We start from the raw sequence: 14,087 nt of genomic DNA, 5'->3' as shown, positions 1-14,087 counted from the left end.
CCCCACGCCCCTGCCGCGTCGATCTAGGGCATATCGCTGTGGATTGAGATCCACTAGCGACGATTTTCCCTAGATCGGCGGGCAAGGGGCGTGGGGGCGCGGGGGCGCGGGCGCGGGCGCGGCGGGGTAGGGGTGCGGGCGCGGGGCGCGGGCGCGGCGGGGTAGGGGTGAGGCGCGCGGGCGCGGCGGGGTAGGGCGAGCGGCCGGGGGGGCTAAGCGGCGGGGGAGGATTAGCCGAGGCGGCGGTTTTCGCGGACCAGGCCGCCTTCGCACCAGTCGCGGTAGGCGAAGAGGTCCGGCCGGGCCAGCAGTACCCGGCCGTTGTGGGCCCAGATCTTCATCAGCTCGTCGCCGTTGCGCTCGGCCTGCTCGACCAGCTTGCGGAAGCGGCGCTTGGGGTGCGCGCGGAAGTTCGTCCGAATGCCGTCGGCCGCGTAGATGTAGAGGCAGTGCAGTGCGAAGCGGCGGGCCGGACAGGTGGTGTCCATCGCCAACTCGAAGAGCGTCAGCACCAGCCGGTCACCGGAGACCAGCAGGTCCCAGTCCGGTGGCATGGAACTCAACGGCACAGAATTGGGCTGGTACGCCCAAGCTCGCAACTCCGCCGGAGTCGGATCGACGGGGTTGGCGAAGCCGTGGAACGTCGACTCCTGCACGCTCACCGGCCAACCTTCCGCTTTCGCCCGCGATGGCACTGACCACCAGCGGACCCTGGCTGCTGCGGCGAAACGGTAACCCGCCGTCGGGTACTGCGGTAGTACCCGACGGCAGCAATTCGGCAACCGTCGTCCGGGCCCGGCCGAAAGGATGATCAGACGGGCCCGGGACGGGGTCAGTCGGCGATCGGCACCCGTTCCCGCCGCTGGGCCGCCGCACGGGTGCGCAGCCACCGCTTGAACCACGGGAAGTCGGGCAGCCGGGCCAGCATCGGCCCGGTCACGACGGTGATCAGGACGTACGCCGTGGCCAGCGCGGCCAACCGCGGCTCCACGCTGCCGGCGGCCACCGCGAGCCCGGCGATGACGATGGAGAACTCACCTCGGGGTACGAGTGCCAGCCCGGCCCGCCAACGTCCGGGTTCGGCGATGCCGACCCGCCGGGCCGCGAGGTAGCCGGTGAGCGTCTTCGTCGCCATGGTGACCACGGCCAGCGCGAGTGCCGGCAGCAGCACGGGCGGGATGTCCCGCGGATCGGTGACCAGCCCGAAGAAGACGAAGAACACCGCGGCGAACAGGTCCCGCAGCGGGGAGAGCAGTTCGGTGGCGTGGTGCGCCACCGGGCCGGAGAGCGCGATGCCGACCAGGAACGCCCCGACCGCCGCCGACACCTGGAGCTTCGCCGCGATGCCGGCGATCAGCAGGGTCAGACCGAGTACGCCGAGCAGCAGCGCCTCCGGGTCCTTTGCCGACAGGGCCGCCGAGATCAGGTGGCCGTACCGGATGGCGACCACCAGCACCAGCAGCACCGTGCCCACCGCGATGGTGAGCGCGATGCCGCCCCCGAGCAGGCCCGTGCCAGCGAGTACGGCGGTGACCAGCGGCAGGTAGAGCGCCATCGCCAGGTCTTCGATCACCAGGACCGAGAGGATCACCGGGGTCTCCCGGTTACCGAGTCGACCCAGATCGGCGAGGACCTTGGCGATCACTCCGGACGAGGAGACCCAGGTGATGCCGCCGAGCACCAGGGCGGCGACCCAGTCCCAGCCGAGCAGCAGGGCGAACGCCGCACCGGGCAGTGCGTTGAGCACCCCGTCGATCAGGCCGGCCGGGGCTGCCGAGCGCAGGTTGCCGACCAACTCGTTGGCCGAGTACTCCAGGCCGAGCATCACCAGCAGCAGGATCACGCCGATCTCGGCGCCGACCGCGAAGAACTCCTCGCTGGCGTTGAGCGGAAGCAGCCCGCCGTGCCCGAACGCGAGCCCGGCGAGCAGGTAGAGGGGGATGGGCGAGAGGCCGACCCGGCGGCTCAGCCGACCGAGGACCCCGAGCAGCAGCAGCAGCGCGCCGACTTCGACGAGCAGTGTGGTGGATTCGTGCATCCGCCTCAGCCGTCCGGGTCACTGTCGGCGAGGATGGCGGACACGCCGTCGAGACCCTTGCGGGTGCCGACCACGACCACCACGTCACCGGCCGCGAAGCGGAAGGTGGGGAGCGGCGAGACGATGACCTCGCCGTCGCGTAGCACCGCCACGATGGAGGCGCTGGTGCGGGTACGTGCCTTGGTGTCACTGAGCGGGCGGTTGACGTACCGCGACCCGGCCGGGATGGCGATCTGCTCGGTGAGCAGACCGGCGGCCTGTTCGCGCAGCCCGGAGAGCTGACCGAGCATCAGCGACGCGCCGAGGATGTCGGCCAGCGCCTCCGCCTCGTCATCCGTCAGCGGGATGTCCGCCTGGCAGGCGTCGGGATCGTCGGGATCGTAGAGGACAAGATCACGGCGGCCATTGCGGTGGGAGACCACGCCCAGGCGGCGTCCGGACTCCGTCACCAGATCGTGGCGTACCCCGATCCCCGGTAAGGCGGTCTGCTCGACACGTACTCGCACGAGCCAAGGCTACCGCCTGATGAACCAGGGGTAGATCTTGGTCGAACTCCGTCCCTCCGGCGAAGCGGCTGGGGCGGGGCTCAGCGCAGGGTGGCGAAGAACTCCCGGATGTCGGTGACCAGCACATCGGTGGCCTGGTGGGCGGCGTAGTGACCGCCGACGTCGCCTCGCCCCTCGACGTCCTGGTCGTACGCCGTCCAGCGGACGATGTTGGTGTGGTCCCGCTCGGCGAAGCGGCGGATGGACTGGAAGTCGCCGGGGAACATGGCGAGTGCGGTCGGCGCGGTGGTCGGGCCGGCCGGCGGCTCGTCGGCGTGCGCGTCCTCCCAGTAGAAGCGGATCGCCGAGGCGGCCGTGCCGGTGAACCAGTAGAGCGCGACGTTGGCCAGGATGAAGTCGACGTCCAGGCCCTCGTCGAAGAGCTGCGCGTTCCAGGCCAGCAGCCCGACCGGCGAGTCGGTCAGCGCGAACGCGAGGGTCTGCGGCTGCTGGCTGTGCACCTGGTTGAAGGAGAACTTGTTCTCGTAGAACCACTGGAGGTGCCCGAGCGCCGCCTGGTCCGCCTCGGAGAAATCGGCGAACTCGGCCGGGTCGCCCGACGGGAACGAGAAGAGCTGGGTGACGTGCACGCCGAGCACGTGCGTCGGGTCGATCCGACCCAACTCCGGCGCGACCATCGAGCCGGCGTCGTTGCCGATCGCGCCGTAGCTCTCGTACCCCAGGCGGTTCATCAGCTCGGCCCAGGCGCGGGCCGTGCGGTACCGGTTCCAGCCGGTGCTGCGGGTCGGGCCGGAGAACCCGAAGCCGGGCAGCGACGGGATGACCACGTGGAAGGCCGGCGCGCCCGGGTCGGTCGGCTCGGTGAGCGGGGCGATCACGTCCAGGTACTCCAGCACCGAACCGGGCCAGCCGTGGGTGAGCACCAGCGGGGTGGCGTCCGGCCGCGGCGACCGGACGTGCAGGAAGTGGATCTGCTCGCCGTCGATCTCGGTGACGAACTGCGGGTGGGCGTTCAGTCGGGCCTCGACGGCCCGCCAGTCGAACCCGTCCCGCCACGCCTCGGCGAGGGCGCGCACCCGGTCGGTGCTCATCCCGTACGCGTCGCCGGCGCCGGGCAGTTCGGCCGGCCAGTTCATGCGGCCCAGTCGGGCGGCCAGATCGTCGAGAGCGGTCTGCGGGATCTCGACGCGGAACGGGCGGATCGCGGTGCCGGTCATCTTGAACTCCTCCGGAACGGAATGTTTCGTTCTGCTACCACGATAGCAGACCGGAACGATCCGTTCCACTGTTAGGCTGACGCCATGCCAACTCCCCCCGAGAAGACCCCGGCTCCCCCCGGCAAGGCCGAGGCGCCGCTGGCTGGACGCCGCGCCCAGGCCGCCCGCAATGACGAGGTGATCCTCGGAGCCGCCCGCGCGGTGTTCCTGGATGACCCGAAGGCCCCGATCGCGGCCGTCGCGGAACGGGCCGGCGTCGGCATCAGCGCCCTCTACCGGCGGTACGCGGGCAAGGAGGATCTGCTGCGTCAGCTCTGCCACGACGGGCTGCGCCGGTACATCGCCGAGGCCGAGGCGGCCCTCGTCGAGCCGGACGACTGGACCGCGTTCGCCGGGTTCCTGGCCCGGGTGGTCGACGCCGACGTGCACTCGCTCACCGTCCACCTGGCCGGTACGTTCACCCCGACCGAGGAGATGGGCCGGGACGCGATGCGTGCCAACGAGTTGGCGACCGCGCTGTTCGAGCGGGCGCACGCCAGCGGGCGGCTGCGCCCCGACGTGGTCGTGCAGGACCTGGGGCTGTTGCTGGAGGGGTGCGCCGCGGTGCGCGTACCCGATGCGGAGCGGACCGGGCAGCTGCGCCGCCGCCAGCTCGCGGTGCTGCTGGGTGGCCTGTCGACGGCCCCGGATGCCGACCCGATGCCCGGCCCGCCGCCGGCGGCCGGGGAGTTCGACTGGCGGTGGCGGCAACGGGAGTGATGGGTGTCACAGCGCTAGAGTTGAGCGGAATACGCTCAACTCTGGTTGTGTCCAACTCAGTGGACAACGCCGATCCCGGGGGAGCCATGAACACGGAACGCCTCACCACCAAGAGCCGCGAGACCATCACCGGTGCCGTCGCGCTGGCGAACCAGCGCGGCCACGCCACGGTGGAGCCCTGGCACCTGCTGCTGTCACTGCTGGACACCGACGGCTCGACCGCCGCCGGCCTGCTGCGCGCCGTCGGGGCCGACCCCGCCGAGCTGCGCCGGGCCGCCCAGCGCGCGGTCGACGGCCTGCCGGCGGCGCGGGGCTCCAGCATCGCCGAGCCCACGCTGGCTCGGGAGTTCGTCAACGCCATCGGCGCAGCCGAGCAGATCGCCCGGCCGCTGGGCGATGAATACACCTCGACCGAGCACCTGCTCGCCGGGCTGGCCCGGGTGGGCGGCGCGGTGTCCGGCGCGCTGAAGTCGGCCGGTGCGACCGAGGAGGCTCTGGTCGCCGCGTTCCCGACCGTCCGGGGTGGGGACCGGCGGGTCACCACCGCCGACCCGGAGCAGACCTACCAGGCACTGGCCAAGTACGGCGTCGACCTGACCGCCAGCGCCCGGGACGGCAAGATCGACCCGGTGATCGGCCGGGATTCGGAGATCCGTCGCGTCATCCAGGTGCTCTCCCGGCGTACCAAGAACAACCCGGTGCTGATCGGCGAGCCCGGCGTCGGCAAGACCGCGATCGTCGAGGGTCTGGCCCAGCGGATCGTGGCGGGCGACGTGCCCGAGTCGCTGCGGGACAAGAAGCTCATCTCGCTGGACCTCGGCGCGATGGTCGCCGGCGCGCAGTACCGCGGCCAGTTCGAGGAGCGGCTGAAGTCCGTGCTGGAGGAGATCAAGAACTCCAACGGGCAGGTCATCACGTTCCTCGACGAGCTGCACACCGTGGTCGGCGCCGGCAAGGGCGAGGGCTCGATGGACGCCGGCAACATGCTCAAGCCGATGCTCGCCCGCGGCGAGCTGCGCATGGTCGGCGCCACCACGCTGGACGAGTACCGCGAGCACATCGAGAAGGACCCGGCGTTGGAGCGTCGCTTCCAGCCGGTCGTGGTCGGTGAGCCGACCATCGAGGACACCATCGGCATCCTGCGTGGGCTCAAGGAGCGCTACGAGGTGCACCACGGCGTACGGATCACGGACGCCGCGCTGGTCGCCGCCGCCGCGCTGTCGGACCGCTACATCACCGACCGGTTCCTGCCGGACAAGGCGATCGACCTGGTCGACGAGTCGGCGTCCCGACTCCGGATGGAGATCGACTCCCGGCCGGTCGAGGTCGACGAGATCGAGCGGGCGGTCCGTCGGCTGGAGATCGAGGAGATGGCGCTGGCCAAGGAGCCGGACGCCGCCTCCGCCGAGCGACTGGTACGGCTGCGTCAGGAGTTGGCCGACAAGCGTGAGCAGCTCACCGCGCTCTCCGAGCGTTGGCAGACCGAGAAGAGTCACATCACCAAGCTCTCCACCGCCAAGGAGGAGCTGGAGCGGCTGGGTGGCGAGGCCGAGCGGGCCGAGCGCGACGGGGAGCTGGAGCGCGCCGCCGAGCTGCGCTACGGCCGGATCCCCGCGCTCAAGGTCGAGCTTCAGCAGGCTGAGGAGGAGTTGGCCGGGCTACAGGCCGACGGCGCGATGCTCAAGGAGGAGGTCGGCGCGGACGACATCGCCTCGGTGGTCGCCTCCTGGACGGGCATCCCGGCCGGTCGGCTGCTGGAGGGCGAGACGGCCAAGCTGCTCCGGATGGAGGAGTCGCTGGGCGGCCGGGTGGTCGGCCAGGCCGAGGCAGTCGGCGCGGTCTCCGACGCGGTACGCCGGGCTCGGGCCGGCGTCGCCGACCCGGACCGCCCCACCGGCAGCTTCCTCTTCCTCGGCCCGACCGGTGTCGGCAAGACCGAGTTGGCGAAGGCCCTCGCCGAGTTCCTCTTCGACGACGAGCGGGCCATGGTCCGGATCGACATGAGTGAGTACGGCGAAAAGCACTCGGTGGCCCGCCTCGTCGGTGCCCCGCCCGGCTACGTCGGGTACGAGGAGGGCGGTCAGCTCACCGAGGCGGTGCGCCGCCGGCCGTACTCGGTGATCCTGCTGGACGAGGTGGAGAAGGCCCACCCGGACGTCTTCGACGTGCTGCTCCAGGTGCTCGACGACGGTCGACTCACCGACGGCCAGGGCCGCACGGTGGACTTCCGTAACGCGATCCTGATCCTCACCTCCAACCTCGGGTCGTCGGTGATCAGCGACCTGACGTTGGCCGAGGAGCAGCGTCGGGAGGGCGTCCTCGCCGTGGTCCGCGCACACTTCAAGCCGGAGTTCCTCAACCGGCTGGACGACATCGTGGTCTTCGCCGCGCTGCACGGGGACGACCTGCGCTCCATCGTGGACATTCAGCTCGACCGGATGCGCCGGCGACTCGCCGACCGCCGGCTCGGCCTGGAGATCACCGACGCGGCCCGTGGCTGGCTCGCCGAACACGGGTACGACCCGATCTACGGCGCCCGCCCACTGCGTCGCCTGGTCCAGACGGCCATCGGCGACCAGCTGGCCAAGGCCCTGCTCTCCGGAACCATCCGAGACGGCGACACGGTAAAGGTGGACCTAAACCCCCAAACCAACACCCTGTCAGTAACCCCCGCCTAACCCCCCCCCTGAAGCGCGATGATCAAGAGGTTTGCGTCGTCGGAAAGTCTTCCCACGACGCAAACCTCTTGATCAACAGGGTGGAGTGGCGGGCGGCGGGGAAAGGATGGGGGTGTGTTCGGTATTGGGGAGACGTGGAAGCGGGAACTGCGCGCGGCCGTTGACGAACTGGTCTCGGCCGACACGCTGGCGTTCGGTGGGGTTGGGTTCGCTGGCACGCTCCTGCCGGTGACCGAGGCTTACCAACGGGTCGAGGCCGCCCTCGACGACCACCCCGAGGAGGTACGCCGGCAGCTCGACCGGCTGCTGGCCGAGGGCTCACCGGCCGGCCGGGCGTACGCGGCCACGCTGCTGGAGCGCATCGACCCGACTGAAGCCCGAGCGGCGTGGACGTCGCTGCGGGACGACCCGACCGAGTTCACCACCTTCGTCGGCTGCGTGCTGGGACGCACCACGCTCGGCGGCTATGCCACGGAGCGGCTCGCAATCGCGTGATCCATTCGCTGGCCGAGGCCGCCCGAACGGGGCTACCCGCGGTTGCCGCGCTTCCGTACGTTGCGGGCCATGAGCCCGCCCGCACTCGCGCCGGTACGCCCGCCCCGCCCGGTCACCGTGACCATCGCCTTCTGGCTGCAACTGGCCCTGGTGCTGATCCTGCTGGGCCTGGCCGGGCTGGCGGTCGCCGAGGCGGTGCACTTCGACGGTCAGATCACCCGCGCCGCGCAGCTCGTACCGGACGCCGACCCGGCCGAGGTGACTGGCGAACGGCGAGGCAACATCGCGATGACGCTGGTCATCGGCGTACCCGCCGTGTTGCTCGCGATGTGGCTGGTGGCCACGGCCGGCCCGGTTCGGCGCGGCCTCAACACCGCACGGATCCTGGTCTTCGTGGCCAGCGGCACCCAACTGCTGGTCTGCTTCGCCCAGTGCTGCTCCGGCGGATTCCTCGTGCCGCTGCTGACCAGCGTGCCGACCGAGGTCGACCCGACGACGATCGACTCCGAGGACGAGTGGCCGGAGTCGGAGTTCTTCGAGGCGCTCTACTCCGCGGCCGACCCCTTCGGCGACCTGTTCATCCCGGTGGCCGGGCTGAGCGTGCTCCTCGTCCTGACGCTAAGCGCGGCCGTGGTCCTGCTGCTGGCACTGCCACCGGCCAACCGCTGGTTCGTGCCGGGTACCGCACCCAGCAAGCCGCCGCCCGCCCCCGCCGCGATGGGCTGGCCGTCGGCCTACCCCCTCGTGCTGCCGTGGCAGGGCACGCCTGGCTTCCTCCCGTCGGGCCAGCAGGTCCCGCCCGGCTACCTGATCTGTCCGGATCCGGCCGCGCATCTGACGCCGTCGGCGTCCACCACCCCGCCAGGCGGACCCGAGTCCACGCTGTCGCCGGTTCCGCCCGGCGACGCACCGGAGCCTCCCCGGTAGCTGAGCTTTCGGCCACAACGCGAGCCGTGCTGGTGCCGAGCGTTGTTACCGTTCGCGCCGACGTACCTGGGGAGGTGGTCGGGTGGACGCATCGGTGACGTACCTGGTGGTGGCCGTACTCGCGTTGGCCGTGGTCCTGATCGTCATGCGGGCCCGGCGGCGGGCGGCGGCCCGTTCGGGCAACGCATCGTCCGCCGGACGGCCGGCGCGCGGCCGGGCGGCGGACACGCTGCGCGGGGGCCCGCACCGCCTGGCCCCGGGCGACCGCGTGCGGATCCGCGACATGGAGTACGCGGTACGGGGCACCCTCCGCTTGGTGGAGGGGGACTGGAGCTGGGTGCAGCACCTGCTCGACGGAGGCACCGGCACCGACCACTGGCTCTCGGTGGAGGGCGGTCCCGACCCGGAGTTGGTGCTCTGGACCGGCGAGCCGGGCGCGACGGTCACCCCGGGTGCCCCGACCATCGACCTCGGCGGGCGGCGTTACACCTGGTCCGAGTCCGGGCAGGCGCGCTACACCGCCACCGGGGAGACCGGGCTGTCACCGGCCGGAACCATGCGCTACCACGACTACCAGTCCGGGGGCGCCGCGCGGCTCGCCTTCGAGGCGTACGGCGAAGAGGGTTGGAGGGTGTCCCGCGGGGACCTGCTCGATTCCGCTGAGCTGGCGATCCAACCCACGGCCGAGGGTCGCTGAGTCGGAGTCGACGGACATGCCGGGGTTGCCACGGCATGCCAGGGTGGCCGGTTGTCGATACGGTGTGTGCGCGATCTAGGGAAGGAGAATCGTGGTCGATTCCCAGAGCACGCCGGCCCGCCAGCGGCCATCCATCGTGACGATTTCCAGCTACCTGCTCTTCCTGTTCCTGGCGTGCCAGGTAATCAGTCTGATCCTCACCCTCTCCACCATCGGCAAGACCCGTGACGCGCTCCGCGAGGCGTACGCGGGCAGCACGGCCGAAGGCGCCGAACAGGTGGCGGACTTCTTCTTCGCCTTCGGTCTCGGCAGCAGCATCCTGCTCCTGCTGCTCGCCGTGGTGCTGGGCGTGCTGGCGCTCTTCAACAACCAGGGCCGCAACGGTGCCCGGATCACCACCTGGATCGTCGGCGGCATCATGGTCTGCTGCACGGGTGGCGGGCTGGTCAGCGGTGCGGCCGGCAGCTTCACCAGCACCGGCGGCGGTGGCAGCGACATGCCGAGCGGTGAGGAGATCCAGCGCCGGCTGGACGAGGCGCTGCCGTCCTGGCTCACCCCGGTCAGCCTGCTGCTCGGTGTCATCAGCCTCCTCGCGCTGCTCGCCGCGCTGATCCTGCTGGCGCTGCCGAAGGCCAACGAGTTCTTCCGCAAGCCCGCCACGACCTGGGAGCCGCCGACCCCGGGCGCAAGCTACCCCGGCTACCCGCAGCCGGGTGGCCAGCCGGGTTACCCGCAGACCTCGGCTGAGCCGGGCTACCCGTCGAGCGGCGGCGCGCCGAGCTACCCGTCGAGCGGCGAGCCGGGCTACCCGTCGAGTGGCGAGCCGGGCTACCCGACGACGCCGGGCCAGGCACCCGGGTCGGCGCAGCCGGGCTACCAGCCGCCGTCGGCTCCGCCGTCCGCCGGACCCTCGGGACCGACCGGTGCGGACCGGCCCGACGACACGCCGCCGGCCGATCGCCCCGGTCCGACGCCGCCGGCCGCGAGTTGACCGCTCGATAAGCACGACGCCGACGATCCCTCCGAGTAGGTTGCAACCCGACGCCTACCGGAGGGATTCGTCGTGTCGTACCCGGAATCGGCACCGCCCCGCCGGTCCTCCGTGGTCCTGCTGGCCACGGCCGTGCTGCTGGCGATGGCGGTCGCCGCACTCGCGTACACCGTCGTCGACCTGGTGGTGCTGGGCCGGACGGTCGACGAGTTCCGCTCCGCCGCCCGGGACACCTCGGCGACACCGCAGCAGATCGACGGTGTGGCGGCCCTGCTCCGCGCGTCCGCGGCGCTCTCGGCGGTGGTGGCCGCGCTCTCGGCGCCGCTGCTCGCCGGCCTGGCACTCGGGCTGTTGAGCGGTCGCTCCGGCGTCCGGGTGGCCACCTGGGTGGTCTGCGGGCTCGGCCTGCTGGCGGGCTGTTGCAGCGTCGCGGTGCTCGTCGGCGAGCGGGCAGCTCCGCTGCGGCTGGGCGCCGACGAGCGGGCCACCTCCGAGCTGCTGGGTCTGGTCGCCGACGCGTACCCGTCGTGGTGGATTCCGCTCAACGCCGGGCTTTCGGTTGGACAGGGGCTCGGTTACCTTGTGGTAGCTACGCTGCTGGCCCTGCCGGCGGCGAACGCCTGGTTCGGTCGGCGCCGTCCCCCGACACCGACCGTGCCATTCGCTCCGTCCGCCTTTCCGCACGCCCCGCAGGCGCCCGCCGCGCCCCCGTACCCGCCCAGGTGAGGACCGCCCGTGACGCTCGACCCCACGACCAGCGAGCGGCGGGCACTGATCACCGGTGCCACCGCGGGGATCGGTGCCGCGTTCACCCGACGGCTGGCCGCGGATGGTTGGCACCTGATCCTGGTCGCCCGTGACGCGACCCGACTGGCCGACCTGGCCGCCGAGTTGGGTTCCCGGCACGGCCGCGAGGTGGAGACCATCTCGGCGGACCTGTCCACCGACGACGGCTGCGCCACGGTCGAGCAGCGGCTCACTGGCGGAAGCCCGGTGCACCTGCTGGTGAACAACGCCGGCATCAGCCTGAACAAGCCGTTCCTCCGCTCCTCCGCCGAGGCCGAGGCTCGTCTGCTGCGGCTCAACGTGCACGCGGTCATGCGACTGACCTTGGCGGCCCTGGGCCCGATGACCGAACGGCGCGACGGGGCAGTGATAAATGTCTCTTCGGTCGCAGGATTTGGCGCAGTGATGCCCGGGTCGACCTACTCGGCCAGCAAGGCGTGGGTCACCAATTTCAGCGAGTCCGTCGGCCAGTCCGCGCGGCCTTTCGGTGTCCGCGTGATGGCTCTCTGCCCCGGCTACACCCGTACGGAGTTCCACGAGCGGGCCGGCATCAACATGTCGAAGACGCCCGAATGGCTGTGGCTACGGGCCGAGGATGTGGTCGCAGAAGCCTTGCGTGACCTGGGCAAAGGCAAGTTGGTCAGCATTCCGGCGTGGAAGTACAAGGTGGCCGTTGCCGGTCTGCGGCACGCCCCCCGCCGGCTGCTCCAGGCGGTCGCCCGGGACACCCGCGGCCGGATCGGTCGCGACGAGCACTGAGCCCGTACGGCCCGGCCGCTCCGCCGGCACCTTCGCGCGCCGTTGGCGCGCCGCAACCAGCCCGGTCGCTGAGCGTAGCCGTACATCGCCAACCATCGGTCCCCCGCTGGGCTGATCAGGGTGGACCCCGCACACGGCGTTCAGACTTGCGCAGTAACCTCTATCGCCATGGGGGACCACGACGACCTGCGTAAATTCATTACCGACCTGGCTGTGGTCCACGGACGGGTCGTGCTCTCCTCGGGGCGCGAGGCAGACTGGTACGTCGATCTGCGGCGCGTCACGCTCCATCACCAGGCCGCTCCGTTGGTCGGTCGGGTGCTGCTCGACCTCACCGCCGATTGGGAGTACGACGCTGTCGGTGGGCTCACCTTGGGCGCGGACCCTGTCGCGCTCTCGATGCTGCACGCCGCCGCTCCGGCCGGTCGTGCCCTGGACGCCTTCGTGGTGCGCAAGGCGGGCAAGGCGCACGGTCTACAGCGGCGGATCGAGGGACCGGAGGTGGCCGGCCGTCGGGTGTTGGCGGTGGAGGACACGTCCACGACGGGCGGAAGTGTGTTGACTGCGGTCGAGGCGCTTCGCGAGGCCGGGGCCGAAGTCGTGGGCGTGGCGGTTATTGTTGATCGAGGTGCCGGCGACGCGGTGCGAGCCGCCGGATTGCCGTACCGGGCGGCCTATACGTTGGCTGACCTCGGCCTTGTGGCGTAAAAGTTTACCGATTCGGATCTGCTGATATGCAGGCGGATCGATGCTGCTGGTGGAAGGATGGAATACGTGGGAACTGCGTTGGCCGAAATGACTATGCCTCAGATCTCGCCGCTTAACGGCGAGCCGATCGAACGTGCCGATGCCGAGCGTCTCGCGGGGGTCCTCAAGGCCCTCGCCGATCCTGCTCGGTTGCGGCTGCTCAGCCTGATCCAGTCGGCCCCCGAGGGCGAGGCGTGCGTCTGTGACCTGACGGCGCCGCTCGGCCTCTCTCAGCCGACGGTCAGTCATCACCTGCGTATCCTCACCGAGGCGGGCTTGCTGCAGCGGGAGAAGCGCGGTGTCTGGGCGTACTACAGCCTGGTCCCGAGTGCGATCGCGACGATCGCCGACCTGCTGACCCCGCCGCGTAAGCGGGCCACCAAGAAGGCCCGCTGACATAGGCGCTGCACACCGTCCCGCGCCGGGATGGTGTCCGATGGCGAGCCAGGGGTGGCGCCACCGGTAGTGACACATGCTCGTCCCCGGCCGCACCGCCGGAGGCCGGGCCAACATGACGACGGCCGACCCCCTTCACCAGGGGGCCGGCCGTCGTCGTGCCCGCCTCAGTGCTCCTGGCCGTGCTCCGGACGCCGACCGTCGTGCGGGTGCTTCTCGTGGTCGAACGACTCGCGGACCGCCTCCACCGCGCCGACGGCGCTGGCCGCCGCCACCACCGCGACCGCCTCGCCGCGCTTGCGGGCCCGACGGTCGCGCAGGAACTCGAAGAAGATCGGCAGCACCGAGATCACGATGATCAGGGCCACCACCGGCAGGATGTAGTGGTCGATCTTGTCGCCGATGGCCTGGTAGATCTGGTCCGCGAGCAGATAGCCGATCAACAGGATGCCGTCCACCCAGAGCACCGCGCCGACGATGTTCCAGAGCAGGAACTGACGGGCCGGCATGCCGAGGGCGCCCGCGACCGGGTTGAGGAACGTCCGGACGATCGGGATGAAGCGCGCCAGGACCACGGCCTTCGCCGGGCCGAACTTCTGGAAGTAGTACTCCGCCTTCTCGACGTACTCCCGCTTGAACAGTCGGGAGTTCGGCCGCTCGAACATCCGCCGGCCGAACCGCGCGCCGAGCCAGTGACCGAGCTGTGCGCCGACGATCGCGCAGATCGGCCCGCCGATCAGCAGGCCGATCAGGGACAGTCGAGTGCCGTCACCGAAGATGGCGTCGGCCACCGGTGAGGCGGCCACCCCGGCGAGGAACAGCAGCGAGTCGCCGGGGAAGAAGAAGCCCACCAGCAGGCCGGTCTCGGCGAAGAGGATCACCCAGACGCCGATCAGCCCGAAGGTCTGCAGCAGATCCTTGGGATCGAGCGGGTTCAGGGCGACGCTCTCCGTGAGAGCCCGGGTCTTCTCAGCTGTGTCCACGGCCACAAAGGGTACCGAAGCCCAGTCTCGTGCTGCGCCGGACCGGGCCTCAACCACCCGTGTGCGGGCGCAACGGACGGTGCCCCGCCGACCGGGTGGTCGGCGGGG

15 protein-coding genes are annotated in these 14,087 nt (G+C 70.9%); 10 read left to right on the top strand and 5 right to left on the bottom strand.

Annotated elements, in window-relative coordinates; genetic code table 11:
- Positions 1 to 230: 230 nt before the first annotated feature.
- The 4 genes from ACFQGL_RS31440 to ACFQGL_RS31425 all read right to left on the bottom strand — a co-directional run bounded on the left by ACFQGL_RS31440 (position 231) and on the right by ACFQGL_RS31425 (position 3,761).
- Entirely contained in the window at positions 231 to 662 is a 432-nt protein-coding gene (locus ACFQGL_RS31440; protein WP_377516292.1) for a hypothetical protein, read from the bottom strand.
- Positions 663 to 832: 170 nt separating this feature from the next.
- Positions 833 to 2,038, bottom strand: coding sequence for a cation:proton antiporter (locus ACFQGL_RS31435; RefSeq protein WP_377516291.1), 1,206 nt, complete (start codon positions 2,036 to 2,038; stop codon positions 833 to 835).
- A 5-nt stretch (positions 2,039 to 2,043) separates the two neighbouring features.
- Entirely contained in the window at positions 2,044 to 2,544 is a 501-nt protein-coding gene (locus ACFQGL_RS31430; protein WP_377516290.1) for a cation:proton antiporter regulatory subunit, read from the bottom strand.
- Positions 2,545 to 2,624: 80 nt separating this feature from the next.
- Complete coding sequence (locus ACFQGL_RS31425) at positions 2,625 to 3,761, bottom strand: epoxide hydrolase family protein (RefSeq protein WP_377516289.1); 1,137 nt, start codon at positions 3,759 to 3,761, stop codon at positions 2,625 to 2,627.
- An 84-nt stretch (positions 3,762 to 3,845) separates the two neighbouring features.
- On the opposite strand from ACFQGL_RS31425, the gene ACFQGL_RS31420 reads away from it, so the two are divergent.
- The 10 genes from ACFQGL_RS31420 to ACFQGL_RS31375 all read left to right on the top strand — a co-directional run bounded on the left by ACFQGL_RS31420 (position 3,846) and on the right by ACFQGL_RS31375 (position 12,996).
- Positions 3,846 to 4,520, top strand: a complete 675-nt coding sequence (locus ACFQGL_RS31420; RefSeq protein WP_377516288.1) for a TetR/AcrR family transcriptional regulator — start codon at positions 3,846 to 3,848, stop codon at positions 4,518 to 4,520.
- Positions 4,521 to 4,606: 86 nt separating this feature from the next.
- Entirely contained in the window at positions 4,607 to 7,198 is a 2,592-nt protein-coding gene (clpB, locus tag ACFQGL_RS31415) for an ATP-dependent chaperone ClpB (RefSeq protein ID WP_377516286.1), read from the top strand.
- A gap of 114 nt (positions 7,199 to 7,312) precedes the next feature.
- A complete protein-coding gene (locus ACFQGL_RS31410; protein ID WP_377516285.1) occupies positions 7,313 to 7,693 on the top strand; it encodes a hypothetical protein in 381 nt (126 codons plus the stop codon).
- A 69-nt stretch (positions 7,694 to 7,762) separates the two neighbouring features.
- Positions 7,763 to 8,620: a hypothetical protein gene (locus ACFQGL_RS31405; RefSeq protein ID WP_377516284.1), complete on the top strand. Its 858-nt coding sequence runs from the start codon at positions 7,763 to 7,765 to the stop codon at positions 8,618 to 8,620.
- An 82-nt stretch (positions 8,621 to 8,702) separates the two neighbouring features.
- A complete protein-coding gene (locus ACFQGL_RS31400) occupies positions 8,703 to 9,317 on the top strand; it encodes a DUF4178 domain-containing protein (protein ID WP_377516283.1) in 615 nt (204 codons plus the stop codon).
- A gap of 91 nt (positions 9,318 to 9,408) precedes the next feature.
- Positions 9,409 to 10,308 carry a hypothetical protein gene (locus ACFQGL_RS31395; RefSeq protein ID WP_377516282.1) on the top strand — a complete coding sequence of 300 codons (900 nt, stop codon included), beginning with the start codon at positions 9,409 to 9,411 and terminating at the stop codon, positions 10,306 to 10,308.
- 72 nt (positions 10,309 to 10,380) lie between these two features.
- On the top strand, positions 10,381 to 11,034 hold the full coding sequence (locus ACFQGL_RS31390; protein ID WP_377516281.1) for a hypothetical protein: 654 nt from the start codon (positions 10,381 to 10,383) through the stop codon (positions 11,032 to 11,034).
- A gap of 9 nt (positions 11,035 to 11,043) precedes the next feature.
- Positions 11,044 to 11,853: an SDR family NAD(P)-dependent oxidoreductase gene (locus tag ACFQGL_RS31385; protein WP_377516280.1), complete on the top strand. Its 810-nt coding sequence runs from the start codon at positions 11,044 to 11,046 to the stop codon at positions 11,851 to 11,853.
- Positions 11,854 to 12,021: 168 nt separating this feature from the next.
- A complete protein-coding gene (gene pyrE, locus ACFQGL_RS31380) occupies positions 12,022 to 12,561 on the top strand; it encodes an orotate phosphoribosyltransferase (protein WP_377516279.1) in 540 nt (179 codons plus the stop codon).
- 57 nt (positions 12,562 to 12,618) lie between these two features.
- The gene (locus ACFQGL_RS31375) at positions 12,619 to 12,996 is read left to right on the top strand and encodes an ArsR/SmtB family transcription factor (RefSeq protein ID WP_030332125.1); all 378 of its coding nucleotides are present in this window, start codon (positions 12,619 to 12,621) and stop codon (positions 12,994 to 12,996) included.
- Positions 12,997 to 13,163: 167 nt separating this feature from the next.
- Here ACFQGL_RS31375 and ACFQGL_RS31370 read toward each other — a convergent pair whose 3' ends face one another.
- Positions 13,164 to 13,985 (bottom strand): DedA family protein, encoded by an 822-nt coding sequence (locus ACFQGL_RS31370; RefSeq protein ID WP_377516278.1) that lies wholly within the window; start codon positions 13,983 to 13,985, stop codon positions 13,164 to 13,166.
- Between the last annotated feature and the right edge of the window lie 102 nt (positions 13,986 to 14,087).

Source organism: Micromonospora vulcania (genome assembly GCF_042658605.1).
GTDB lineage: Bacteria > Actinomycetota > Actinomycetes > Mycobacteriales > Micromonosporaceae > Micromonospora > Micromonospora vulcania.
The sequence above is the reverse complement of the archived record's forward strand: the minus strand, read 5'-3'. Positions and strand labels throughout refer to the sequence as shown.